This is a genomic window from Pseudomonas sp. GW823-FHT01D03 (genome assembly GCF_058798255.1).
Genome location: NZ_JBXAKK010000001.1, coordinates 3,252,060 through 3,274,919 on the forward strand (window position 1 = coordinate 3,252,060; position 22,860 = coordinate 3,274,919).

16 protein-coding genes are annotated in these 22,860 nt (G+C 53.5%); 7 read left to right on the plus strand and 9 right to left on the minus strand.

Annotated features, from left to right (window positions below; all coding sequences use genetic code 11):
- Window positions 1–48 precede the first annotated feature (48 nt).
- The 4 genes from AC1RBR_RS14040 to AC1RBR_RS14055 form a co-directional block, all read right to left on the minus strand.
- On the minus strand, window positions 49–2,541 hold the full coding sequence (locus AC1RBR_RS14040; protein ID WP_492565026.1) for a fimbria/pilus outer membrane usher protein: 2,493 nt from the start codon (window positions 2,539–2,541) through the stop codon (window positions 49–51).
- Window positions 2,542–2,622: 81 nt separating this feature from the next.
- Complete coding sequence (locus tag AC1RBR_RS14045) at window positions 2,623–3,342, minus strand: fimbrial biogenesis chaperone (protein ID WP_492565028.1); 720 nt, start codon at window positions 3,340–3,342, stop codon at window positions 2,623–2,625.
- 50 nt (window positions 3,343–3,392) lie between these two features.
- The gene (locus AC1RBR_RS14050) at window positions 3,393–3,983 is read right to left on the minus strand and encodes a fimbrial protein (protein WP_492565030.1); all 591 of its coding nucleotides are present in this window, start codon (window positions 3,981–3,983) and stop codon (window positions 3,393–3,395) included.
- A gap of 229 nt (window positions 3,984–4,212) precedes the next feature.
- Window positions 4,213–5,688 carry an aldehyde dehydrogenase family protein gene (locus AC1RBR_RS14055; protein ID WP_492565031.1) on the minus strand — a complete coding sequence of 492 codons (1,476 nt, stop codon included), beginning with the start codon at window positions 5,686–5,688 and terminating at the stop codon, window positions 4,213–4,215.
- Window positions 5,689–5,772: 84 nt separating this feature from the next.
- On the opposite strand from AC1RBR_RS14055, the gene AC1RBR_RS14060 reads away from it, so the two are divergent.
- Window positions 5,773–6,693, plus strand: a complete 921-nt coding sequence (locus tag AC1RBR_RS14060; protein ID WP_492565032.1) for an AraC family transcriptional regulator — start codon at window positions 5,773–5,775, stop codon at window positions 6,691–6,693.
- Here AC1RBR_RS14060 and AC1RBR_RS14065 read toward each other — a convergent pair.
- The 4 genes from AC1RBR_RS14065 to AC1RBR_RS14080 all read right to left on the minus strand — a co-directional run bounded on the left by AC1RBR_RS14065 (window position 6,690) and on the right by AC1RBR_RS14080 (window position 11,081).
- The gene (locus AC1RBR_RS14065) at window positions 6,690–7,439 is read right to left on the minus strand and encodes an SDR family NAD(P)-dependent oxidoreductase (protein ID WP_492565034.1); all 750 of its coding nucleotides are present in this window, start codon (window positions 7,437–7,439) and stop codon (window positions 6,690–6,692) included. The genes AC1RBR_RS14060 and AC1RBR_RS14065 overlap by 4 nt on opposite strands.
- 150 nt (window positions 7,440–7,589) lie before the next feature.
- The gene (locus tag AC1RBR_RS14070) at window positions 7,590–9,431 is read right to left on the minus strand and encodes a GldG family protein (protein WP_492565036.1); all 1,842 of its coding nucleotides are present in this window, start codon (window positions 9,429–9,431) and stop codon (window positions 7,590–7,592) included.
- Window positions 9,432–9,435: 4 nt separating this feature from the next.
- Window positions 9,436–10,161 carry an ABC-2 transporter permease gene (locus tag AC1RBR_RS14075; protein WP_492565038.1) on the minus strand — a complete coding sequence of 242 codons (726 nt, stop codon included), beginning with the start codon at window positions 10,159–10,161 and terminating at the stop codon, window positions 9,436–9,438.
- On the minus strand, window positions 10,158–11,081 hold the full coding sequence (locus AC1RBR_RS14080) for an ABC transporter ATP-binding protein (RefSeq protein ID WP_492565040.1): 924 nt from the start codon (window positions 11,079–11,081) through the stop codon (window positions 10,158–10,160). The genes AC1RBR_RS14075 and AC1RBR_RS14080 overlap by 4 nt, the downstream gene beginning before the upstream one ends.
- A 267-nt stretch (window positions 11,082–11,348) precedes the next feature.
- Here AC1RBR_RS14080 and AC1RBR_RS14085 point away from each other — a divergent pair, with 267 nt between their 5' ends.
- Window positions 11,349–12,275, plus strand: coding sequence for a hypothetical protein (locus AC1RBR_RS14085; RefSeq protein WP_492565042.1), 927 nt, complete (start codon window positions 11,349–11,351; stop codon window positions 12,273–12,275).
- A gap of 40 nt (window positions 12,276–12,315) precedes the next feature.
- Here the strand turns inward: AC1RBR_RS14085 and AC1RBR_RS14090 are convergent, their stop codons facing one another.
- Window positions 12,316–15,519 (minus strand): ATP-binding protein, encoded by a 3,204-nt coding sequence (locus tag AC1RBR_RS14090; protein WP_492565044.1) that lies wholly within the window; start codon window positions 15,517–15,519, stop codon window positions 12,316–12,318.
- 194 nt (window positions 15,520–15,713) lie between these two features.
- Between AC1RBR_RS14090 and AC1RBR_RS14095 the strand changes: the two genes are divergently transcribed.
- From AC1RBR_RS14095 to AC1RBR_RS14115, 5 genes are all read left to right on the plus strand, one after another.
- On the plus strand, window positions 15,714–16,598 hold the full coding sequence (locus tag AC1RBR_RS14095) for an EAL domain-containing protein (protein WP_492565046.1): 885 nt from the start codon (window positions 15,714–15,716) through the stop codon (window positions 16,596–16,598).
- Window positions 16,599–16,778: 180 nt separating this feature from the next.
- Complete coding sequence (locus tag AC1RBR_RS14100) at window positions 16,779–20,267, plus strand: transporter substrate-binding domain-containing protein (RefSeq protein ID WP_492565048.1); 3,489 nt, start codon at window positions 16,779–16,781, stop codon at window positions 20,265–20,267.
- Between the two features lie 73 nt (window positions 20,268–20,340).
- Window positions 20,341–20,970 (plus strand): LysE family translocator, encoded by a 630-nt coding sequence (locus AC1RBR_RS14105; protein WP_492565050.1) that lies wholly within the window; start codon window positions 20,341–20,343, stop codon window positions 20,968–20,970.
- A 256-nt stretch (window positions 20,971–21,226) separates the two neighbouring features.
- Window positions 21,227–22,444 (plus strand): MFS transporter, encoded by a 1,218-nt coding sequence (locus AC1RBR_RS14110; protein ID WP_492565052.1) that lies wholly within the window; start codon window positions 21,227–21,229, stop codon window positions 22,442–22,444.
- A gap of 42 nt (window positions 22,445–22,486) precedes the next feature.
- Window positions 22,487–22,852, plus strand: a complete 366-nt coding sequence (locus AC1RBR_RS14115) for a LysR family transcriptional regulator (protein ID WP_492565053.1) — start codon at window positions 22,487–22,489, stop codon at window positions 22,850–22,852.
- The last annotated feature ends 8 nt before the right edge of the window (window positions 22,853–22,860 follow it).

Consider the following 22,860-nt stretch of genomic DNA (forward strand, 5'->3'; position numbering starts at 1 on the left):
TAATGGTGCGTGCCGGGTGAAATAGTGCACGCTCCGTCACGGTGCTGATTAGTATATGCATTTTGCTTCAAATTTTTCATACATCAACTCTTTATTGACCTTCGGAACGTCATACAAAACATCACAGCTTCCCTTGCTCCACTTGATATTGAAGCTTCCCTGGTCTGGAATGCCGAATACCAGCAATCGAGAGGCATTATCAACGCTACCCAGTAAATGTCCGTCTACGCCATAGGCTTGTGCGCCGAATGGCAGCTTCTGACCATCACTCAGGCGCAGGTCGAATTGAATTCGCCGTCCGGACTCAGCCGTAAATTTACGCTTGACCACTGCTCCCCGAGTGGGCACGACTTGGCCTGAGGTTTCTGCAACTTCAACCCCGCTGCCAAAAGTGGAAGTATCCAGGTTGATCCAGTTGTAACGATACGGCTGGGCGAAAGGCACAACAGCGTAGCCCTTGCTGTCAGTGCGGACTGAGCTGGAAGAATCGACACCAATGCCTCCTGTATTGGGTACTTCAACCAATGCAAACGTCTCACCTACCGGCTGTCCGAACGTCACGCCACCGCCGTGCACTACCACCGAACCAGATGCGCCAAGGTCCAGATGTTTGTTGTCACGACCTTGCCCATAGTTGCCGCTCACTTTTGCCACCGGCGCGTCCCAGTTGAGACCCACACTGGTAGAGCTTCCTTCGGTTTTGCTGTGGCTGGCCTGAACCGAATAGTTCAGGGTGTTCTGTTCATTCAGGTTTCCCGACAGTCCAGTTTGAATGGATGAATCACCCTGATTGGATGTGGTCACACTTGAGTACAAGCGCTGCGTGCCACGGCTGCTGCCGAATGGAATGCTGATGGACGCCGTCAGCTGGTTGTCAGCGCCGTGATGGCTCCCCTGTTGTTCGGTGCGGGAAACGGCGAAGTTGTAACTGATATCCGAATAGTTGCCGCCGTAACCAAACTGCCAACGCCGCGTACTGCCCTGCCGATTCCAGTAACTGGTTTCACCCAAACTCAAGAACAGCGAGCCACGCCCTGACAGGGACTGGTTGACGTTCATGTCGAACCGGCTTTTCTGCCGACCATAGTTGCGCGTGCCAACGTGTTCCTGGTCTTCAACGTGCTGGCTGAACGTACGATAGGACTCGGTGGAGTAACGGTAGCCGACCATCGTAAACGTGGTGTCGGTCTGACTCAGTGTCTTGGAGTACAGGAAACGCGCACTCTGGCCGACGTTCTTGCGCCCTGCCCGGTTCTGGGAACTGCTATTGGTCACGTCGAACGACAGTCCGCCCCAAGGGGAGTTGACGCCCACTCCCAGGTTCAACGCTTTGTAGTCTGCGGCCGCTATCAGACCGCCATAGCCGGTCAGGTTATCCGTGGCCCCGTAAACCAGAGTGCCCTGGGTGAATTTAGGTGCAGCCTGACCATCAGCCTGATACTCACCTGCCGCCAAGCTGTAGCGCATGCTCCCTCGGCGCGCCATAACCGGCAGATAGGAGTAGGCCTGTGAGTACTGGCGTTCACGCCCGTCAGCCTCAATGATTTTCACGGTCAGGTCACCGTTCGAACCACTGGGGTATATGTCCGAAATTTCGAACGCACCCGCTGGAACGGTCGTCGAGTAAATGACGTAGTTGTTCTGGCTGATTTCGACTGTCGCGTTCGTCTCGGCGATACCTCGCACAACCGGCGCGAAGCCCACTTCGTCATCCGTAAGCATGCCCAGCTCGGAGTGAATCTGTGCGCCACGAAAACGTACACTGTCGAAAATGTCGCCTTGGGTAAAGAGTTCACCCGCCGCCAGCTTGCCTTTCAGGCTACGGACATCGCGCTCCACGTAGGTGCGGTTGCTGCTGAACTTGTCACGCACGCCCGTCGATCCAGAGATCGATGACTCGTTGCGAAATCGCCATGCCCCTACGTTGAAACCATTACGTAGACCCACATAGCGATAGTCGTTGTTATACCCATTACTGACATTTCGGCTGAAGTTAGCCTGGTAGTTGGTATAGAAAGCCGTCACTCCGTCATCCCACAACGAAGGATCGACATAACCTCGGGACTGATGGCGGATATAGGCTTGCGGCATGCTGATCTGCAAGGCCAACGCGTTCACATCAAACTCGACACTGGCACCGGGAACCAGCGAGGCTACGTCTACAACCGTAGCGTCATCACTTTTCACCGCAATCAGCTTTTCTTTCTTTAGACGATCGATGTCTACGCCAATCGATTTAAGCACGCCCAGGTGAACAACAGGCATGACCTCACCACTTTTATCGGCGACGGAAAACTCAACGCTTTGGCGCAATATCAACGTCTGATTCAGATAGACGTCAACATTATAGGTGCCTGGAGCAACGGAACTCCCCTGCTCAAAGTATTTCAATTCGACAGCAGCACCCTGTTTACTAAGGAAAGCACTATTGAATTCGACCCCATAGGCAGTTGTAGGCACGGAAACCCCAATCAATATTAAACTTGATGGACAAAGACTTCCGAAGGTAGTGATGACACGCTGACCCCACAAACGAAGCATTCGTATATATTCCCTGCTTTACAACCCACATGAGCGGCTCAAGATCGAACAAAATTAATCGACAAGGCGCGTTAATCAAACTTAACCAGACACTTCAACTGTATGTGACTTTGGCGCGCCGTAGTCATCGATAGAATTAAAATCAACAACTGCCTTTATCTGGGAGGCAGACGGACTGGCACCTTTGACCAGAAACTTTTCTCGCGCACCCGGAGCGAGCATTTTTGACTGCACGTCATAAGACTTTCCAGCAACTTTCAAAAATACCGCTCCGAAAGAAATATGGTATTGAGATGGGTTGCTTGCCAATAACCAAAGTTTCCCGTCTTCGCTAATCATCTTCCACTTCAGTTGATGGACCGACTCATCTTGAGTACCCGACAAGCCTGTAGGGCGATAAAAAATCTTGATGCGCTGACGCACAGCTATTTGCAGCGTATTTTCCTGTTCCGACATTTGTGGAATTTCCTGAACGCTGAGCCAGAACACCGATTCCTTGTCCGAAGGAAGTCCTTGGCCAGAGTAGAAAACTCGTAAGCTTTGCTGTTTCTTGGCGCCAAGTCGACTGAGTGCAGGGGTCAGCGCAAATGGCACGTCCAGATCGGGAGACGATGCATCGGGATCCACCCATGACTGCACCATGATATCTTTGTCTCCATCATTTTTTACCATGATGGACGTTTCCTTAAGTTTCTGCGGATATATAATTCGCGTTCCACCCAAAGTAATACCGGCACTGGCAAAGCTACTGAAAAGCATAGCAAGCCCCGCTAACGAAAATTTCGCAATGAGCATCTTCATAATTCAATTCTCAAGTTGAAGAGGCACTTTCGCACCTCTCCAGATGAAACTTACTCGTAAGTCAAGGTAAACGGCAGTTCGCCGTTGGCTGTACCTGGAACAATTTCGTCGCCATTAGCCATATAAGCCGCACGCATATTCAAGTTTGCTGCATATTTGATGTCAGGATCGGTACCGGACTTAACCAGCGCCGCGTTAAAAGTACCGTTGCCCGCAAGGTTGATCAGGTTGTTGCTGCTGTCATACAGCGCAATACCAACACCTTTTGCAACACCTGTAGTTTTCAGCAGGTTGTTGTTTTTGGCGTCTACACCGGAACCAGAATTAGGATCGAACTGAACCTTTACAGTGGTCAGACCGGCAGCAGTATTACCGCAATCAAGGTTGATATTGATCGCTGTACCCGCCACGATTCCTGTAGACGGGGCGCTCAAAGAGTCGATACTGACTTTCCCCAACTTTACGTCAATTACTTGATTTCCTTTTGCTCCGGTGACTGAGGTTCCAGCGCCTGCAGTTGCGCTGCAGGATGCCGCAGTAATTTCACCAGTGAAGTTAATGGTGCCATCCGCGGCCATTGCCGAAGTCGCGAACAGGCCAACGATGGATGAAGCAAGAAGATGTCTGAGTGCAGTAGACACGAGTCTATTCCTTTATTTTACGATCGAGAGCAGATGAATTAACTCTTTCAGTAAGAGTTGGTGTAATTCTTACTCACGCGCCTTCGTCGTCCAATTGCAACAATCCATCTGCCCTGACCGAAAAATCCACGCACCCTGTAGGACATTTCCTACGTACCTGGTAAGGATATTTTTGAAAATCAAAAAAAAACCGCCTTCCAAAGGAAGGCGGTTTTTATTCAGCGGTCATTCAGAGGGGCGAAAACCATATCTCAGGAACCTCATCCTGTAGAGTTATGGTTTTGATCTGAGTGTAGGCACCGAGTGTTTCGCGGCAGAACTCCCGGCCGATGCCACTGTTTTTATAGCCACCAAATGCAGTGCCATCGGTAATGTTAGAATAGCGATTGATCCAAACGGATCCCGCCTCCAGCCGGGATGCAGTTTCCATGGCATGTTTTAGGCTGCTGGTATAAATACCGGAAGCCAATCCGTACTCCGTGTCATTGGCCTGGGCGATCATGGTTTCGTAGTCGTCCCAAATGATGAGCGAAAGTACCGGGCCAAAAATTTCTTCTTGGCAGATTCTCATTCCATTACTGGCCTGGAATATCGTCGGTTGGATGAAATAGCCATGTTCACATCCCTCCACATCTGCTCGCCCACCGCCGGCAAGCAGCTCGGCGCCCTCTTCCAAACCCAGTTTGATGTAGTCCAGCACGCGCTCACCCTGACGCGCATTGACCAGGCAACTGATGCGAGAGTCTTCAGCGAGCGGCGAACCGACTTTCAAGCGAATGAATGAAGCGATGAGTTTCTCGCGAAAAACATCGGCAATGTCCGCATGAACAAACAAGCGAGTGCCGGCTAGGCAGGACTGCCCATTATTATGAATGGCAGCAAACGTCGTGTTGTCGACCACTGCATCGATATCTTCAATGTCAGGGAAGACGATATTGGCGCTCTTGCCACCCAGCTCCAGTGTGGACGGTACGAGGCGTTTAGCGGCCACGCCGGCGATGACTCTACCGACCTCAGTGCTACCGGTGAACGAAAGTTTTCTGACCAGAGGATGCTCACTCAATGCCGCGCCGACGACTTCTCCCAGCCCTGTGACCATATTCACCACGCCAGCGGGGAAAATCTTGTTGATCAGCTTTGCCAACTCAAGGGTCGACAAGGTGGCGTTTTCATCGGGCTTCAGAACAACGGTATTGCCAGCCACCAACGCCGGTGCAAGTTTGAACGCCGCCATGATTGCAGGTGCATTCCAAGGAATTATCTGACCGCACACGCCCAACGGCTCACGCCGGGTTATGGCGTAACCGCCGTCGATTTCACGTCCGGAATCTTCATATGCCATCACTACCGAAGCAAAGTAACGATAGTGTCGTACAGCAGTCAGATAATCCTTGCGCACTTCGCTGATGCATCGGCCGACATCAAGTGCATCGATCATGGCGAGGCGTTCGCTGTTGCGCTCAAGCTCATCCGCCAACAGGTTGATCAGTCGTGCACGCTTTTGCTGACCCAGATTGCGCCAGGCTGGAAAAGCGTTTTGAGCAGCCGTTACAGCGCGATCTACATCCGATTCCGTGCAATATCGAATGTAAGCCAGGTGTTTGCCAGTTGCAGGGTCGACTGCGGCGAAACAGCGCTCTTTTTCGTCTATTTCAAACAAACCGTTAATGAGCGGGCCGTAAAATTTATCAAACTCCACTTTCATGTAAACCTCATATTTATACGCAAATACTGGATTAGCTATGTTATAAAGCGCCAGTCATTTTACTCATCGCCCAAAAGGTAAAGTATGGATCCTCTTTCCGACGTCTTATCTTTATTGAGAATTCGTAACTACCACTCCGCCTCACTTTCACTGGGCGGCGAATGGGCGTTCAACTTCCCTATTAGAGAAGGCATCAAATTCACAGCAGTGGTGAAAGGCAGCTGCTGGTTACAGGTCGAAGGCGAACCAGCGCCCCAACGACTTCACCAGGGCGATTGTTTTTTGATGACCCGCGGCGTGCCGTTTGCGCTGTTCAGCGATCTGTCGCAACCGGTTCTCGATTCAGATGGCTATTTCCAGACCCTAGCGGCGGATGAACTTGCTCTCAGTTATGGAGGCGACGACGTTCAACTGGTCGGTGGCCGCTTTGACTTCACAGGCATACCCACCCATTTACTCCTCAGCACCCTGCCCTCTCTAGTTCACGTACAAGGCAACGAGCCTCAGGCATCGATTTTGCGTTGGGCACTGGAGCGCTTTACCTCGGAACTTCATCAACAACGTCCGGGTCGCTCGCTTATGAATGAACATCTGGCGCACATCATGTTGGTCGAAGTCCTGCGCACCCATTTGGCGACACTGAACAGCAGCGGTATCGGCTGGTTTTTCGGTCTGGCCGATCGCAACCTAAGCCTTGCGTTGGGCGCGATGCACAGCGATCCTTCGCACCGCTGGACTGTCCAGGAACTTGCAAAACTGTCCAACATGTCACGCTCGGCGTTTGCGCTTCGCTTCAAGCAAGTCGTTGGCAACGCGCCAATGGAATATCTGACCCATTGGCGGATGTTGCTGGCGAGTGATCGTCTGAAGAACTCTGGCGACTCGGTATCGACCATCGCCTTTTCATTGGGTTATGAATCCGAGAGCGCGTTCAGTACCGCTTTCAAGCGCGTCATGGCTCAGTCGCCCCGCCATTACGTAAGCGAACATGCGTCTCGGGATTAGTGCAGCCCCCCACCAATGATTAGCAATTCGCCAGTGATCCAGCTGGCGTCTTCCGAAGCCAGGAAGGCGACGGCGGGCGCGATGTCCTCTGGTTGTCCGATACGGCCCAGCGGTGTGATAGCTTCGATCTTTTTCCGAAACTCGTCTTCGAAAAAACCGCTAGCATGGACACCTTCGGTCACTACCAGGCCCGGATTGACGGAGTTGACCCGGATCTTTTTCGGCCCAAGTTCATTGGCGAGGGTCTTGGTGATCGCATCAACCGCGCTTTTCGACGCGGTGTAGACCGTCGAATGGGCAGGCGTGAACGAGGTGACGCTGGAGCTGATGTTGACGATGCTACCGCCCTGAGGATTGAACACCGCTACGGCCTCCTGGGTGCAGCGGATCAAACCCAGTACGTTCAAGTTGAACTGGCGATGGAACTCTTCTTCGGTGATTTCCGCCAAAGCGCCTGTGGCATAGACACCTGCGTTATTGACCAGGATGTCGAGATGCCCGTGTTCATGAACAATTGACTTGAACAACGCCTTCAACTCCAGCGGATCGGCGACGTCGGCCTTGATTGCATAAGCGCGTCCGCCTTTTTCAAGAATCTGCGCAACAACCCGATCCGCGTCTTCCTGGCTACGGGTGTAGTTGACAATGACGGTCGCACCGTCGCTGGCCAACTGCTTGGCGACGGCCGCGCCAATGCCCTTCGATGAACCGGTAACCAGCGCGATTTTCTTGTGTAGTTTTTTCATGATGTTTGAACCTCTCTGGCGTCGACCCACAACGGTCTAATGGTGCGGGAGAGTGGCTCCCGCTCGATGAAATCCAGCTTATGGACGTTGGCGCTGTCCCGTAATAGTTGGCACTCCAGAATAGTTTTGCCATCGTCCAGACTTTAAACCTCAAGGCTTTTTGCGCGCCCTGACATGCCAACGCCACGCTGCAACTGAAAGAAACAGCAACGAGACCAACAACGGAACCAGCACAATGTTGATCAACCGCAACACGTTCCCCAACCGCTCCACTTGGGTATTGAGCTGCAGTGCCACCTGACGCATTTGCTGTTCAAGGGACGCTTTTTCAGCGGTGAACTGGTCGACGGTCTGCTGTTGTTCAGTGGTCAATGGAAGGGTCGGGTCGCCACCGTCAGCAAGTGCCGCCAGCTGCTTTTCGGTCGAGTCCAGCGCCTGTTGCAAGGTGCTGTTCATTTGCCTGAAACGTGCCTGCGCCTGTTGTTTCATTTGCTCAACTACGGTGAATGTGCGGCTGTAGTGACCGCGAGAACGCAAGCTGATCAATGCGTCCGAACCGGACAGGCTGTCGAGTGCATTAAGCACAAAAGCTGCGTTGTCGGCCCAAGGTTCCACCGCGTGGTGATAGCCTTGTGGCTCGACATCGGCCCATAGGTTATCGCTCAGCAGATCGGTGTCCGCTACAACAACCACATTGATCTGATCGCTATGAGTCAGAGCTTTGTCATCCGGTTCATGCACAAATGCCGATTGGGCCGGTCCTTGAATTCGTGCGGCAATCATGTGGCCTTCTGCTGAAGGGACGAAGGTCCTGGCTAGCTCCGTGGGGTCCTTCAAGTGGTCAAGGATCGAGGTTTCAAACAGCATGGTTTTTTGCGAACTGTTCAACAGAGGCGTGAGGGTGGTTTTCGCTTCTTGAACGGCACTCAGGATGCCACCCGTAGACAGGTTGAGGCTGCCAAGACCGGCGGTGATGACATCCTCAGAATTCATGGCGCCAGGTGTCAGCTTGAGAGCCGTAGGTTGCCACACAGGCTCGGTGCCCTGCTGCAGCATGACGAACTGACCGTATAAGTCATCGCCCAATATTCGTCCCGGCAAGAGGCGCACGCCCCAAGCTTTGAGCAAGGGCGCAAGGTTTGAAGATTTGTCCTTGCTGGGAATACCGAAGTAATTGTCGCCACGGTCCCGTTCACTGTACGGGTCCACGAACACCAGCAATCGCCCGCCCCGCAGCACGAACTGGTCGATAGCGCGCAACGTGGATGCCGAAAGATGCTTGGGATGAACCAACATCAAAACCTTGAGGTCCTCGGGGATCTGCTCAGCTTCCGGCGCGAGCTCTTTTACCTCAAAGGCTTTACGGATTTCCTGCGCGATCAACCATGGTGCCTGACTTTTACGCGCCTGAGCATCAAAACCGCCCATAAGCGGCAGTGTCGAGATCAGACCGATTGATGGACGCTTCGGCCGTGCCAGCATTTGCAGCAGACGACTGACATCGTACTCAAGGAACGATTGCTGATTGAGCACAAACATCGGGATGCTGGCGTGGTGACTTTTTCCGTCCACCATGGCAAGACCGAAGTAAACCGGGACAGTGCCCACGCCAAAGTCCAATGGCTTCAGACCTAGTTCGGTCGCCCTCACCTCCTGTTCAGAGAACGCGACCGGATCGATAACGTGCAGCCGTAAACGTCCATCGGAGACGCGTTGATACTCCTGCAGCAAAGCTTCGACCCTTGCCGCGTAGCTGCGCAACACCACGATGTCCTTCGCCGCCTGGCTGGAAAAAAACAGATAGAGATCGACCGGTTCCTTGAGGTCTTGAATGATCTGGCGACTACCGGCACTGAGGGTGTACAACCGCCGTTCGGTGAGGTCCAGGCGTAGGTCCGAAAGACGCGGCGCGATACCTAGGTTGATCAGCAAAAACGATCCTGCTATCACTACAAGCCACAGGCACGTAGAGACGAAGCGGTTGAACACCATGGCATCAGGCCGCCTTCTTCAGTTCAACCGTCAGCACGGTAATGGCAATCCAGGCGACGATTTGGCTAATGAAATACAGCAGATCTCTCGGCTCGATCACACCTTGAGTGAGGCCGCCGAAATGCGCCAGGACACTCATGGACGCTACACGATCCAACCAATGCACCGATACCCAATTACGAAACAAATCTAGAATTACAGAAGAGCCGCAAGCGATAAAAAACAGACACACTGCGGCCCCCAACAGAAACGCCAGCAGAGGACTTTTGGTCAACGCCGACGTGCAATTGCAGATTGCCAGAAAATTCCCCGCCAACAGGACGCAGGCCAGATAGCCGCAAAGAATGACTCCGTTGTCCGGTTCGCCAAGGTAATTGACCGTCAGTACCAAAGGGAACGTCAGTAAAAGCCCCGCCATGGCGATGATCCACGACGCGAAAAATTTGGCGAGAACCGCACCAAGCGCACTCACAGGCAGTGACATCAACAATTCGATTGAGCCTGACTTGCGCTCCTCCGACCAAAGGCGCATGCCCAAGGCTGGCAGCAACAAAATGTACAGCCACGGCAAGTATTCAAAGAAAGGGTTCAAATCGGCATGATTACGCTCATAAAATTCGCCACCGTAGAACGTACAGATACCACTGAGCAGCAGAAAGGCGACCAAATAGATGTACACCGTCGCGGTACTGCCGGCACTGCGCAGTTCACGTTTGAGCAACGCCCTCATGGTCGGCTCTCCCGCGTCAGCGAACGGAATACTTCACTCAATGAGCCGCGTTCGACTTCCTGGCGAAATACGCTCCAGCCTTTAGCATTGATGAGGCTATTGATCTGCGGAACAATCACCTGACCGGGGCGAGCCAACACCCTCACACTATTTGTGACTTCGCCCCTCTCGATCCCCGCCACTCCGGGCAGAACGGCCAGAGACATCAAGTCCAGTGGCTGTCTTGCGAACAATGTCACGGCTTGGTGATAACGCGAGCGGCTTTCCAGCTCTTGCGGCGTGCTGTCGGCCAGCAACTTGCCTTTACCGAGCACCAACGCACGGCTGCACAGGGTTGTGACCTCCTCCAGAACATGCGTCGAAATGAGTACGACCTTGTTCCGCGCCAGTTCTCTGATCTGCTCACGCACGCGGTGTTTTTGATTGGGATCGAGCCCGTCCGTAGGCTCATCAAGAATCAAGACAGCAGGGTCATGCAGAATGGCCTGCGCAAGTCCTACACGGCGTTGAAAGCCCTTGGAAAGGTGTTCGATAACTTGACCATGCACTTCCAGCAGCTCGAACTGTTCCATCATTGCAGTTACGCGCTGCTTCTTTTCACGCCCTCTATAGCCGCGCACATCAGCGATGAAGCTCAGAAAACCCTGCACCGTCATCTCGGTGTAGCACGCATTGCCTTCGGATACATACCCAATCAGCCGCTGGACATGACGTGTGTGACGGCGAATATCCAGACCGTGCACTTTTGCGGTTCCTGAGGTCGGCGCGACAAATCCCGTCAACATCCTCATAGTTGTGGATTTACCCGCCCCGTTTGGACCCAACAATCCAAGTACCTCCCCCGCTTTTACGCGAAACGATAATTCGTCCACAGCAACGGCACCGCTGAACTGCTTGGTCAATCTGGTTAGTTCGATCATGACTTCCACAATAATTAAAGAACTTTTTTCATCATGGGACGCGGCCCATCAATGACGATGCTAGTTACGATAACCGCGCATGAACGTCTGTAGAACAGCGCCTCTGCGAAATCCGAAAAGTCTGAGCCCTTAGGCGATTTATCGTTGGCCAAGTGCGGATTATCTGACATGACTAGAATGGCGAACGGCGTATTCTTTCGCTCAGATGATCATTCCCGATCATCCATTGCGGAGTGATACGAACCGATGCTATGCAGAACGATAGAAGTGCCTGATGCCCAAGGTGAGCTACACAATGCCGCACTGCTTTGCGGCTTTCTGTCGACTCAGAACGATCAGATGTTTTTGCTCTACAGTCTGAATGAAAAGATTAGTGATGACTTGGTTAGGGTTTACCTGACCGCCATCGAAAAAGAGGCTAATGGCGTCAGCATGTGTAGCGCGACGCCAGATGACTTCAAAGGCGCCGCCCAAACGCTGAAGAACATTCTGCGTGATGCCAACTCGCCTGAAGGCCGACAGACCGACAGCTCTTATCGCATCGTGGACCTCTCTAATTGTGACTTTACCTGCACACCCTCAACCACTCATCACAGCTTGAAAATCAGCGAGGCTTGGTTGCTGAGCTTGTTGGAATTTCATCCCAATGGCTTTGCAAGCGAAAGTGAGCGCTCCGCTGTCGCCGATGCGCCCCCCATTGCAGCGAAGGCAGTCAAGGCAGAACTCAATCTGAGCCTACAGGGTAAGGAATATGGTCTGGCTATCCCGACGGCGAGTCCTTACCAAATACATCACTTAGAAGCCATGCAATCGCTGCTCCACCAACTCTCGCCGACGTCCGAGGCCACTCCAAGCATGATCGACAGGCCAGCAACAACGAACCTATTGACGCCTTTGGCGGAGAATGCACCCCACACCAGAAAAGGTGAAATGAAGACGATGCCCGAAGAACAAAATGTACTCGTGCGCACGGATCACAACCTCAAGACCCTGCTGGCCAATGTCCAGTCGCACACGGAGGCCCTACTTGAGAAGTACGCCCGCCTTGAACAACAGCAGCGTCAACAAGAGCAAAAGGAGCGCGAGCTATCGCTACGCGAAGCGTCCGTTGTTCAGCGGGAGCAGGAATTGATGGAAGGTATTACCGCCCTGCTCTCGGCTGAAGAACAACTGAATAGCCTGATCAACGCATAGTTAGTACGCGGTACAAAGCGAATCTGTGCGGGCCGCACTGTCAATCCCGGAACTCTAGGCCTTGCTCCTTCAAAGCTGCCTCGATGCGCTCGATAAAGCTGGCAATAGTCGTGATCATGAGGGTTTGCTCAGTGTCGCGAACGGCAGCTTCAAGAGACTTGCTCGACGCTATCAGGGAATTGGCTCTCGTCACAGCCAACGCACTTCGAATCCGGTGCAGCAAATGCGCAATGGCGTCTGGATCGTAATTTAGTGTCGCTCGTTGCAAATCAGTCAGATCTTGGCGAATAACTTGCGCAAACAGCGTACGCATTTGGTCGGGTATGTGTAACTGATCCACTTCAAGAATCGTTTGACGCTGATGAGTTGGAGGCTGCCTAGCAAACGCCTTCAGACACAGATACAGCCCTTCGATTGAAATGGGTTTGCTCAACCAATTGTTCATTCCCACTCGAATGCAGTGTTCGCCTTCCTCTCGCAAGGCATTGGCAGTCACACCGATGATGGGCAGTTGCAAATCATTCCTTCTCACGGTTTCAGCCAGGGCATAACCGTCCATGACTGGCATGTTGACGTCGGTGAGCAGCACGTCGAATGCCTGGCACTCCAGTTGCTCGAGGGCTTCCCGTCCATTGGAGGAAACGATCACCGCGCAGCCGATGGCTTCCAATTGTTCTCGCATGAGCGTCTGATTGACCGGGTTGTCCTCAGCCAGCAGCACCCGCAGACCCAGATCACGATTCGTTGGCTGATGCACATGCAGGTCATCCTCAGGTATTTCACCGGTGATCGCCATTGAAACGGCTTCAAGAATCGCCATGACGTTGTGCTGATTGACCAGAATGTCTTTACCGATGCACTGGGGCACAAGGCCAAAATCATGTCGGGCAAACACGGTCGCCCCAGACCACTCAGGTTGCAGCCCGCCCTGCGGCATCGCCTCCAACACGGCGTCGAGGGTTTCATCCTGCGGGTCATCCTGAATCGATGTACGGGCACCGAAATGCTCCAGCCAGGCGCACAACGAGTCGGTCAACTCAGGAAACGGGCTGCGCACTTCAACCAGCTTGCCGACCAGATGCTCGTAACGCGGACGGCATTCCTGCCCTTCAATCCAGTCGACCGATACCGACAGACTGAAGACACTTCCCTGGCCCGGAGTGCTTTGAAGTGACAGGGAGGCTCCCATCAATTGGCAGAGTTTCAGGCAGATGGACAATCCCAGTCCCGCCCCTTTGAGTGCATGACACTGGTGGTTGAGTTGAAAGAACGGCTCAAACAAACGATCCTGCTGAGCCTGCGAAATACCAGGGCCGGTATCTTCGACTTGCCAAGTCAGTTGCCAGCGACCGTCCGCGCCCGCGGCGCCACGCAGATACACGCCGATGTAGCCACTGTCAGTGAACTTGATCGCGTTGTTCAACAGATTCGACATGATCTGACGCAGGTGAACGGCGTCACCTTTTAAGCGTGCAGGCAAGGTCGGATCGATACAGCAATAAAGCGCGATGCCTTTTTTAACCGCCATATCGGAAAAGCTGCGAACCAATCCTTCCAGCGTGAGCAATGGGTCAAATTCGACAGACTCTAGCAGCAGTTGCCCCGATTCGATCCTCGACATGTCTAGCACATCGCTGATGATGTTCAGCAGCAGATCGGACGAACTGTCAATGGTATCCAGATAAGTGCGCTGGCGCGGCGTCAGTTCCGTCATACCGAGCAACTCAAGGGTCCCCAGCACACCATATAGCGGAGTTCTGATTTCGTGACTGACGTTGGCAACGAAGCGACTTTTCTCTTCATTGGCAGCATTCGCCGCCTCGCGGGCGAACACAAGCGCGGCGGATGCTTCCCGGTGCGCGGTGATGTCAGTAAACGTGCACAACAGGACTCTCTCATCCTGGAAGTGAGTCGGCGCATACCGTACGTGCAGGGCACGCTCCGCAATTATCAGACATCCCTCGCCCACCTGGGGCTCGCCAACATCGAACAACGGCCAGTGCTGAAGAAGCTCCGGAATATCCGGCGCCTTCCCTAGCCATTCAATGAACAAGCCGTTACAGGTCACACGTTCATTGCCTTTGAGTACGCACAGCGCCAGCGGTACGGTCTGCAACAACGAGTGGTTGAAATCATGGTTGTGGCGCAGTTCGCTGTAATCGCTGCGTGCCGGCACCACAATACGTCTGCGATACCAGCTGTTGAGCCACCAGCCACCCAGTACGAAGGCTGCAAGCAACCCTATCAACCCAGACAATTGCCATCTTGCATTATCGATCAACTGCGCGAAGCTGACGCGATACAGCGCCTGCCAACTGAGCAGCGCACCGGAACTGCGTTTTATGACCAGCCCCGAAGACGTCAAATGAAAGCCATCTTTGAACTCCAAAATGTCCGAGCCCGCAGCACCGAGCAGTAGACTTCCGTCAGGCGCCATCAGATCAATGGAGTCGAAGGTCAGTTTATCGAACAGTCGGCGATCGATACGTCCCCCTGCGTCAGCAGGATCAAACAAGTTTACGAGTGTCGCGGCAATTAGATGCCTTGGGGGTTGCGAGAGATCCTTTCCAGAATCGATGAAGGGTACGGACAAATAGGCTACAAGTTCTTCGGCCGCTGGCTCGCGCTCAGATTTGGTGGCAACCCAATGGACAAAAAGATCGTTTGCCTTGGAGGGTTTGACAAAGGTCTCTTGCACTTCGCGCAGAGCCGTAAGGGCATCATGGGGCGCAACCGATTCATTGTCTGGCGTGGCGGCGATAGCAGGCAGGACAATATCGATTCGTTGATCGGGGTCAAACACAAACATTTGTGGCGAGTGAGTGGAAGACTGGCGCCAGAAGTCGCTATAAACATTAGCCAGACCCAAGCCCAGGGTTAATGCCTGATCGACACGTGAAGGCTCATCATACGGTCGTGCAATGATCAGGGAAAAAGGCATCGCAGACAACTTAGAGTGTACGGTGTAAATAACCGAACCACTCGCTTCTTGTCTCGCGATCATAGGTTCTGCCATGTCTTTTTTCGGGGCGTATTCAGGCGTTTCGCTAGCACTGATGGCCCGAAGGAGGAAAACTTCCTGATCGTAGGCTCGCCCGACAAAATTCAAAAAATGATAGTTGGCCTTTACCAGCTCACCGAGAAATACCTTGTAGGCCACCCAATAGCCAGTCGCCAAAAAAAACACGCCGAACATCAGCGAAAGGGTCAAGCCAAAGTGCATGCGCGAGGACACTTTAGCCATTCGGCCTACAGTTGATCGGTTAAAAGGCATGAGAATCCGTAACGTATTTTTTCTGGAGAACACAAGGGCAACGTGAGGGCCCTTACGGGCCGCGGATACTGAACAAAATATAGCATGTAGGACTAGTCCTACGTTGCAAATGGATCCTGCTGATTACGCAGGGTTAACGAAGCCTTCATTCTTGGCGTCATTAAATGACTGCCGAGGCGAGCATGCAAAGCGTATCTCCGACGACTGCCAAAAGCGCTGTAACTCACTCCTCTTCCTCAAATTTTCAAATGCGTATCGCTCAGCGTATGGAGACCTTCTCTGACGGGCGCGTGCTCGAGCACGCGGTCCTCCAAGCACTCTCCAACCACGAGTTTTTGCCCTTCTATCAGCCTAAGGTCTGCATCGACACATGCGAACTGGTTGGTGTAGAAGTACTGGCTCGCTGGAAACATCCGACACTGGGACTGATAGCACCTGCGCAGTTTCTCCCGGTAGTGGAAAGCCTGGGCTCGCTGGACGAACTGTTCAGTCAGCTGCTGGATCATGCTTTGCAACAACGCCAGGCGTTGCTTGCAATAGGTATCGAATTAAACCTAGCCTTCAATATTCACCCCGCTCAATTACGAAGACCGAAGTTCGTGCAGGATTTTCAGCGCGCACTCAGTCGCTTCGCTTGCCCGGCGCGCGCGATCACCATTGAGCTACTTGAAACAGGGAGGATCACATCTGATGGCCAGAGCTTCAAGAGCCTCCTGCAATTGCGCTTGATGGGCTGCGGATTGTCCATGGATGATTTCGGCAGCGGTTTTTCTTCATTGAAGCGCTTGTGTGAACTGCCCTTCAGTGAGATCAAATTGGATGCCTCCTTCCTGCGACAACTCAACAGTAATCCCAAAACTCGCACCATCATTGGCAACACAGTCAAGCTTGCCAAAGCCATGGAAATAAAACTCGTCATTGAGGGTGTGGAAGAGCTTGATCAGGTTCGTCAGCTCAAGGACATGGGCTGCAGCGTGGCACAGGGTTTCTTCTTCGCTCGGCCCATGTCTTTTGAGCAGCTTGTCCGTTATTGCCAGAGCGGACAGTAATTATTCAAAGCATTCGCCAACAAGATGATTGATTGACTCATGCCTGTTAGAAGCAGCTTTTCACGTGTGCTTTGCTTTTTACTGACTCTCCCTTCTTTAGGTGCGACAAGTAGCGTTAATGCAGAGTCGACTATCAGGCCAACTCTGCTGCACCTGAACAGTCAACTGGCGCCAGAGCCCTTGCGTCTTAATCTCACAGAGTCGGATTGGGCTTGGCTGCGCGAAAAGAAGCATCTGACCGTAGGTGTTGTCGGTCAATCGGCGTTGCCGTTCGAGGTGGTCTACAGCAATGGAAATTACGAAGGAATCAGTGCCGATGTGGTGGCAGTAATCAAGCAGCAGTTGAGTATCGACATCAAAGTCAAGCCGTTCTCCAATCGCGAGGACGCTCTCTATGCCTTGAAAAAACATCAGATCGACCTGATAAGCCGGGCGGGTGAATACGGGAGTCCAGCGGGTACCAGCCAGCTAAGCTTGCCCTACGCGCATAACTTGCCAACGCTCTATCGGCGTCAGAATGATGATCGTCCGATTCCCGATGAGCTACGCGACTTGCGTGTTGCAGTGGCCAAAGATTACTTGCCGGCAAAAATGTTGGCCAGCCGCTTTCCCCAGGCACACATCATCAGCTATCCCAACGATGTTCAAGCCATGGCCGCAGTAGCCTTTCAAGGTGTCGACCTGTACCTAGGAAACTCATTAACTGCGCATTACCTGATAAACAACAGTTTCTTCAGTTATCTGAAGTTTGCGCGCTTCGTCAAAATAGAATCCCAGGGCTATGGCTTTGCCTTGCGCTCCGACGACGTTCGCCTGATGCATATCCTCAACACCACGATGAACGCTATCGGAGCGACCAGGCTTGAGCGAATCGTCAAGCGATGGATCGGTGGCGGCAATATCATGCCGCAAGAGCAAGTGCTATTGAGCGAACAGGAAAAACGCTGGTTGGCGCATCACCCCGTTGCACGCCTGATGATCAACGATGACATGGCCCCTTCAGCTTTTTTTGATGCTGAGGGGCACTTCAACGGCGTCATCTCTGACCTGTTCGAGGTCATTACCCAGCGTACCGGTCTGCGTTTTGAAGTCCAGCGAGTCTCTGACTTTCAAGCGATTCAGCACGCATTGCGAGAAGGACAGACTGACCTTGCCATATTAAGCCCGAGCCCTGCGCGCCAAACAGAGTTTCGCTTCACCCACCCTTTCGCCAACAGTTCGTTCAGCCTGGTGACATCCACTCGCAAACGCGGCCTGACCAGCCTCTCCGCACTGTCCGGCAAGCGCCTGGCTATCACTCGTGGCCACATCATGATCGACACTATTCGTCGCGATTATCCGGCGATCAAGCTATTGACGCCCCCCAACAATCTCGACGCCATGCACATGGTCGCTAGCGGTGAAGCGGATGCTGCGCTAATGGCACTCTCCATGGCCCGCTACTACACCGCTCGCCTTTACGAAAAGGAATTGAGGGTTTCCGGCATTCTGGATGACGAGATGGCCACCGCCAGCTTTGCCATGCGCCGCGGGGACCTTGAACTGCACGCGATTATGGAAAAAGCACTGTTGAGCCTGTCACCCGATGAGTTGAACGCAATCTCAACCCGGTGGCGCGCCAATGCGGCCATGAGTGGGCAAACGTGGCGTGATTATCGTCGCGTCATCATGGAAATCGTCAGCATGGCGCTGTTGGTGTTGTTTGTTTCTGTGGTGCGCATCCTTCAACTTCGCCGTCAGATCCAGCGGCGACGGACCGCGGAAAAGGCGCTTAACGATCAACTGGAGTTTTTTCAGGCGCTGAATCACGCCATGCCGATTCCGGTCTATGTGCGCGACGATCAGGGTCGCCTGCTGTCATGCAGCAGCCGATATGAGCACGTCATGAACGTGAGCGAGGCGCAGCTTCTGGGAAAGACTGCCCTGCAGATGCCCACTGAACACTTCGAGGTCGCGCAGTCGCTGCACAACAGTTACATGCGAGCCATGGCGACCGGACAAGCCATCGAGAAACGTTACGAAGTGGTTATCGCGGGCAGTCCGCAGATCATTGATCACTGGATACAACCTTTCCGTGACTCTGCCGGCGGCATCAAAGGCGTCATTTGTGGCTGGCAGGACGTGACCGAACACCATCAATTGGTTGACGACCTCAAGCGCGCCAAGGAGCAGGCCGACGACGCCAGCCGGGCGAAGACCCAGTTTCTGGCAACCATGAGCCATGAAATCCGCACGCCCATGAGCGCTGTCATCGGCACCCTAGAGCTGGCATTGAAACGTGCCGATCAGGGCGTGCTGGATCGTTACCATATCGACCTAGCGTACACATCGGCGAAAAATCTCTTAGAACTGCTGGGTAACACGCTGGATATCGTGCGTATCGAATCAGGGCATTTGAGTATCAGCCTGCGCCGCTGCACCCTGAAGGAAATGGTCGAGCCGGTAGCACGGGTATTCGATGGACTGGCACGGCAGAAGAACCTCGAACTGGTGCTCGACATCGATGGCGGAGCCACCCGCGAGGTGCTGATTGATCCATTGAGATTCAAACAGGTATTGTCCAACCTGGTCAGTAACGCAATCAAGTTCACCCATCAGGGCCAGGTTGCGATCAGAGTCAGTACATCGGTGGAAGGACCGCACCTGATGGGCGTGCACATTCAGGTAACAGACACCGGCATTGGCGTCTCCGCTGAGGACCTCAGCCTGCTCTTTCGGCCGTTCGCTCAGGTTGCTCAATCAACCTTGAATACGCTGGGTGGCAGCGGACTCGGGTTGGTGGTATCGCGTTCTCTGTGCGAAATGATGGGTGGACGGCTTGAGATGCAAAGTACTCTGGGAAGGGGGACCACGGTGGATATCACCCTCATGCTCAAGGTACTGGATCCGGTTCCGTTACGCGAAGACATCCTACCCAACTCTCTCGAAAACGACGTTGTTAAAGGTGCGCGAATCCTGATTGCTGACGACAACAGCCTCAATCGTCAAATGCTGCATGCACAGCTGGAGTTTCTCGGACACACCGTGACAGAGGCCAGCAACGGTCTGGAAGCTCTCGAACGCTGGCGTCAGCAAGGCTTTGATTGCCTGATCACTGACTATCATATGCCTTTGATGGACGGTGTCGACCTGACGCTGGCAATCCGTCGAGAGGAGCGATTGCGCAACGCGAAACCGTTGCTGATCCTTGGTCTGACGGCCGATGCGCAACGTGAAGAGGTTGAACGATGTATCAACGCCGGTATGCGCGATTGCCTTATCAAGCCGGCAGGTCTGGATGTGTTACAGGATTGCCTGGCACCGTTGATGGCAGGCAGGCGTGATAAAAAAGTGCCCTCCGTCACTGCTGAGAAAATGCAGTTCGACACCCCGCAGCCGATTATCGATATCGGAGTCAATGATCCGGTTGTCATGAAACAACTGCTGGCTGAGATTTCCAGAAGCAACCAACAAGATCTCATCGAACTGAGCGGTCTGCTTGAAAGTCCGGACGAGGCAGCGCTTGCTCGATTGCTGCATCGCATCAACGGTACCGCTGCCCTGATGCGAAATCATTATCTGGCGGGGCTATGTAAAGGGAGAGAACCAGGAGCTCCTACGGACATGCTGGAACGGGCAAGGATGGTCGAGCAAGAACTGCAGCGGATTCAGGACAACTTGAAATTGTGATCAGTGTCGAGCTTGAACTTGCCGGCCATTTTTCCGCTATGCAGAATGGCATCAAACTGGAGGACTCACCCCGATGGATATTTCAACACTCTTCATCTATATCGTTGCCGCCAGCGCAGTAATGATGGTACCTGGCCCGTCCATGCTGCTAGCGCTCAACAACGGCGCATCACACGGTATGCGTGTCGCATCGTTCGGTATGGCTGGGGCGGCGCTTTCGGATCTGATCCTCATTGCGGCGGTCGGTTGCGGCCTGGGCGCATTGTTGCAGGCATCCGAGCAACTGTTCAGCCTGGTCAAATGGCTGGGGGCTGCTTATTTGCTTTACCTGGCCTGGGTACTGTGGCGTGCCCCGACGCGGGCGTTGCAATATGCAACGGGCGCGGCAGCGGCCAGTGGTCGTAGCGCCTTTGTACGAGCACTACTAGTCGGGCTGTCGAACCCCAAGGGCCTGTTGTTCTTCTCGGCGTTCTTGCCGCAATTCATTCGCCCTGATGAACCGGTCGTCCAGCAATACTTGATCCTGGCCATTAGCAGCGCGGCAATCGACTGCGTGATGATGTCCATCTACGCATTCGGCGGACGTCATGCGGTGCGCAGCTTTTCTGCCCGGGTGATAAAGTGGATCAATCGCAGCTGCGCTGGCATGCTTGCCCTATTGGCACTGGGGCTAAGTCTGTATCGCCGCAGCGATCTACGCTGAGCCGACGCACCAGGTCTGCTGCTGAGTCAGGCAGGCTGGCTGGCTGGCTGGCAGGGCGGTTTATCATCCAGCCCCCGTGCTTTATCACATCCTTTGACTTCGTCACTCCCCATCTTTGGACGCTCGCACATAAAGCGTGGTGTTTCGGACAAGTAGGCTTTCAGGGTCAGCCGCTACCATTTGCAGGCGGTATCGAACCGCCCTCCCCTGACCGTTTCTACTGCAATGAAAGCCCTGAATTATGGGCAGGAATACCATGTCCGATACCCGCCACCAGCGCACCTCGAAACTCTTTCTGTTTTGTCTGACGTCAGCCCTGATGATCGCCCTAATGAACAGCAGCGCCCCGACACCGCTCTATCCTTTGTACAAAGAACGCTTACAACTCCACGCCGTTGACCTGACCTATATTTTTGGCGCCTACGGCGCGGGTGTGTTGCTGTCCCTGAGCACCGTGGCCAGCATCGCCGGACGCATGAACAATCTACGATATCTGCTCTTTCCGGCAACCTTGTTGGTACTGCTCGGCGCTGGGCTATTTGCGCACGGCCATTCACTCTGGCAGTTGTGTACGGCTCGACTGGTTTCCGGCATGGGCGCTGGAGCCATGACCTGTGGCATCAATTGCGCACTGGTTCGCTTTGGCCCCACGGACAATGGCAAGTTGGCCGCTTTGCTCGCGACGCTCGCAATGGTGATGGGGCTTGCACTCGGCCCGGTCATCAGCGGTGTGGCGTTGCAATGGGATCTATTTCCCTTTGCCTCGCCCTTCTGGACGATCATGGTGCTTATCGTAATAGCCACATCAGGAGTGTTGCTGTTGTGGCCCTACACAACACATACGCATGCAACAAGCACCTCAAACTCTCATGTTATAAGCCTGCCGAAAGCCCTCGACGGTATCGGTGTACGCTTCCATGTCTATGCCTGGTCGGTATTCTTCAGTTGGTCGTTTGCGGCCTGCCTTTTTGTCATGGGGCCGAGCGCGTCTGAACAACTATTGGGGGTGAGTGATCGCGGTACTTTTGGGTATGTCATTGCGATCTACCTGCTATTTGCCGGGGCAAGCCAGCTTATTTGCCATCGGTTTGAGGCATCGCAAGCGCTGATATCGGGTTTGCTGGCACATTGCATGGCCTTGCTGATACTGCTGATGGGGCTGGATACGCATTCGCTCGCCCTTTCAATCGGAGCTCTGTTAATCGGTGGGTATGCCTATGGCGCCATCTTCGTGGGAAGTGCACGCCTGATCAATCAACTGGCTCCGGCACATTGTCACGCCAGGCTGGTGTCGTACTTTTATATGACCGTCTACCTGTTCAACGCCGTGCCGATTCCGCTCGGGATGATGGTGGATGCATTTGGTATATCCCGAGCGGTCACATGTTCACTGCTCACCTTACTCTTGATTGCCGTGCTTTTGCTCGGCGCCACAATAAGAACGCTCTCCCCAAAACAGCAATCGCCCGCATGATGCAGGCGGCTTTTCTACTGAAGCAACTATTTAAGGACAATGATGATCATTAATGAGCAATTTTTCGAGGACTTCGACCTCAATTCGATCGTGACCTTTCTGGTGCTCTTTCGTGAGCTAAACGTTTCAAAAACCGCAGTGCGACTGAGAGTCGGTCAACCGGCAATCAGCAATTCGTTGGCACGATTGCGCTTGCATTTCAACGACCCATTGTTTTTGCGGGCCGGCCGTGGCGTTCGACCGACGCCCAAGGCTATTGAGATTGCTGAAGCCTTAGTGCCTGCGATCAGAGATATTGAGACGGTGCTCACCCTCACTTTACGGCCCGCTTCTCTACAAATCACAGACAAAAATGAGACTCAGGAATATTCCAACCGTTCGCAGTCAACAAATAAATCACAACCTTAAAGTAATCA